This is a genomic window from Faecalibacterium sp. An58 (genome assembly GCF_002161515.1).
In the GTDB taxonomy this organism is placed as follows: domain Bacteria; phylum Bacillota; class Clostridia; order Oscillospirales; family Ruminococcaceae; genus Faecalibacterium; species Faecalibacterium avium.
Map to the genome: position 1 here is coordinate 1 of NZ_NFHX01000058.1, position 2,687 is coordinate 2,687.

Here is a 2,687-nt window from a genome sequence, read left to right on the forward strand (position 1 = left end):
AATCGGAACCATTTCTCACAGAAAATCGTAATTTTTTGAAATTTTCACCGAAAGTTTTTTGACCGCTGTTTTTGCATTTAGGAGCGATGATTTCATCGTCCTATTGCATTGTACCCCTCCGGGGCCAGCTCGATAGAGGTGGTGGTCTCCCCGAAGGTGGACGCCCAGCAGTCAAAATGCGTCAACCCCTTCTGCTGCAACGTGCCGTACTGCAGGTATCGCATCACTGTGTACAGCTCAGTCATGGAGTTGCTCACCGGCGTACCCGTAGCGAAGATCACGCCCCGGCCGCCGGTCAGCTCATCCATGTACCGGCACTTGCCAAACATATCGCTAGACTTCTGGGCCTCGGATGTGGATAAACCGGCGACGTTACGCATTTTTGTTACAAGAAACAAATTTTTGAACGAATGGCTCTCGTCCACAAACAACCTGTCTACGCCCAATTCTTCAAAGGTAATTACATCATCCTTGCGCTCGGCGGCCCGCAGTTTTTCAAGTTTCATTTCCAACTGCTTGCGGCTTTTCTCCATCTGTTTGACGGTAAATTTCTCCCCGGAGGAATGTTTCAGCTCAGCAATGCCGCCCTGGATCTCGTCGATCTGCTCCTGGATGATGCGCTCCTGCCGCTCGAAGGAGAGGGGGATCTTCTCAAATTGGCTGTGCCCAATGATGACCGCATCGTAATCCCCAGTGGCGATGCGGGCGCAAAACTTCTTGCGATTGGCGGTCTCAAAATCCTTCTTGGACGCCACCAGTAACTTGGCGCTGGGGTAGAGATGCAAAAACTCCTGCGCCCACTGGAGGGTCAGGTGGTTCGGCACCACGAAAAGAGATTTCTGGCACAGCCCCAGGCGTTTTGCCTCCATGGCCGAGGCAGCCATCTCAAAGGTTTTGCCCGCGCCCACCTCGTGGGCCAGCAGGGTGTTCCCGCCGTACAAAACGTGAGCAATAGCGTTCCGCTGATGCTCCCGCAAGGTGATCTCCGGGTTCATACCCACGAAGTGAATGTGGCTGCCGTCGTATTCCCGGGGACGGGTAGAATTGAACAGCTCGTTGTATTGCCGCACCAGCATTTCCCGCCGCTGCGGGTCCTGCCAGACCCAGTTTGCAAAGGCATCCTTGATGGCCTGTTGCTTCTGCCCGGCCAGCATGGTCTCCTTTTTGTTCAACACCCGCTTGGGTTTGCCGCTGTCATCCTCCACCGTGTCGTAAACCCGTGCGTCCCTCAGATTCAGAGTATCCTCCAGAATCTTGTAGGCGCTGGCCCGCGCCGTGCCGAAGGTCTCGTAGGCCATGACGTCATTGTGGCCCGTTTTGGTCTTGCCCTCGATGCGCCACTCGGCGGTGGACGGGGAAAATTTGACCTGAATCGCATACCGCATATAAAAAGGTATGCGGAAGGTTTCGGACATGAATTTCTGGATGATGTCGGGGCTGATCCAGGTCGCCCCCAGCCGCACGTCGATCTCGGACGCCTCCAACTCTTTGGGCTGAGCTTTGGTCAGGGCTTCCACGTTAATGGTGAAGGCCGGGTCATTCGCAGCGGCCAGCCTGGCGATCTGCAGCTTGTTGCGGACGTTGCCGGACAGGTACTCGTCAGCGGTTTGCCAGCCCGCTTCCGGGTCGCTCACATCCTCCGAAGGATCTTTGAAAATCACGCCGCGCAGCTCGCCGGTGATGCGCCCAAAGTCTTCCGGCGTACCCAAAAGTTCCGCCATATAGGACAAATCGACCTTGCCTTTTTCCCCAATGGACACCGCCAGCGCCTCGGCGGGGGTGTCCACATGGGTGACGGCGCGCTCGGGCCGGATGGTCCGTTTTGTGAACATATCCGCCTTGCTCTTGAGCTTGCCGTTTTCGTCCAGGTTTTCAAGGGAGCAAAGCAGGTAGTAAGACGAATCGTCCTCAAAGAGCCGCCCGTTTTTGCGGTCGTTGAGCAGGCCAAATTTTGTGCTGAAGGCATCGTAAGCGGCGTTCAGCTCGGCCTGCTTGGCGGCAATGTCTGTCTCCGGGAAATCTTCCAGCTGATAGGCAATCAACTCGTTGACGAGGCTCCGCAGCTCCGCCATCCCCTTGACCCGCTCCTTCGCGTCGCCGCTCAGCTCCACCGGCGTCATGACCGAATTTTCGCGGTAGTAGACCTCACCGTCCACCACCGTATAGGAGAAGTTTTTAACGCCCGGGTCAGCGGGCAGGACGTCGGGTGCGCCCTCGTCCAGCTCGGTGTTCACTCGCTCCACCGCCTCATATCTGCCGTTGATATGGGCCATCGCACTTTTAAGCTGTTCGGCCAGGTTGGCCCTCTCGATGGGGTTGACTGTCACATCTTCCCGGCCATACTGGGTGCTTTCGGCAGAAAGCTCGCCCAGCACCATGTCCGGGTGATCCACGAAATACTGGTTGACCGTGAAACCCTCCGGTGTCCGGCCCACCTGTACCCACTCCGGTTCCCGGTCGATGGGCCGCTCCAGCTTCTGCAAAAAGAGGATATCGGAAACCACTTCCGTGCCTGCGTTGGCCTTGAAGGCGTTGTTGGGCAGCCGCACCGCCCCCAGCAGGTCAGCCCGCTGGGCCAGATATTTGCGAGTGGAGCTGTCCTTCGCGTCCATGGTAAAGCGACTGGTGACAAACGCCACCACGCCGCCCGGCCTTACCTGGTCGAGGGCTTTCGCAAAGAAATAGTT

The 2,687-nt window shown here is 57.0% G+C and carries 1 pseudogene; it reads right to left on the reverse strand.

Going from position 1 to position 2,687, the window contains the following annotated elements:
• Positions 1-113: 113 nt before the first annotated feature.
• Positions 114-2,687 (reverse strand): annotated as a pseudogene (locus tag B5G12_RS14055) (helicase-like domain-containing protein); the annotation flags it as partial.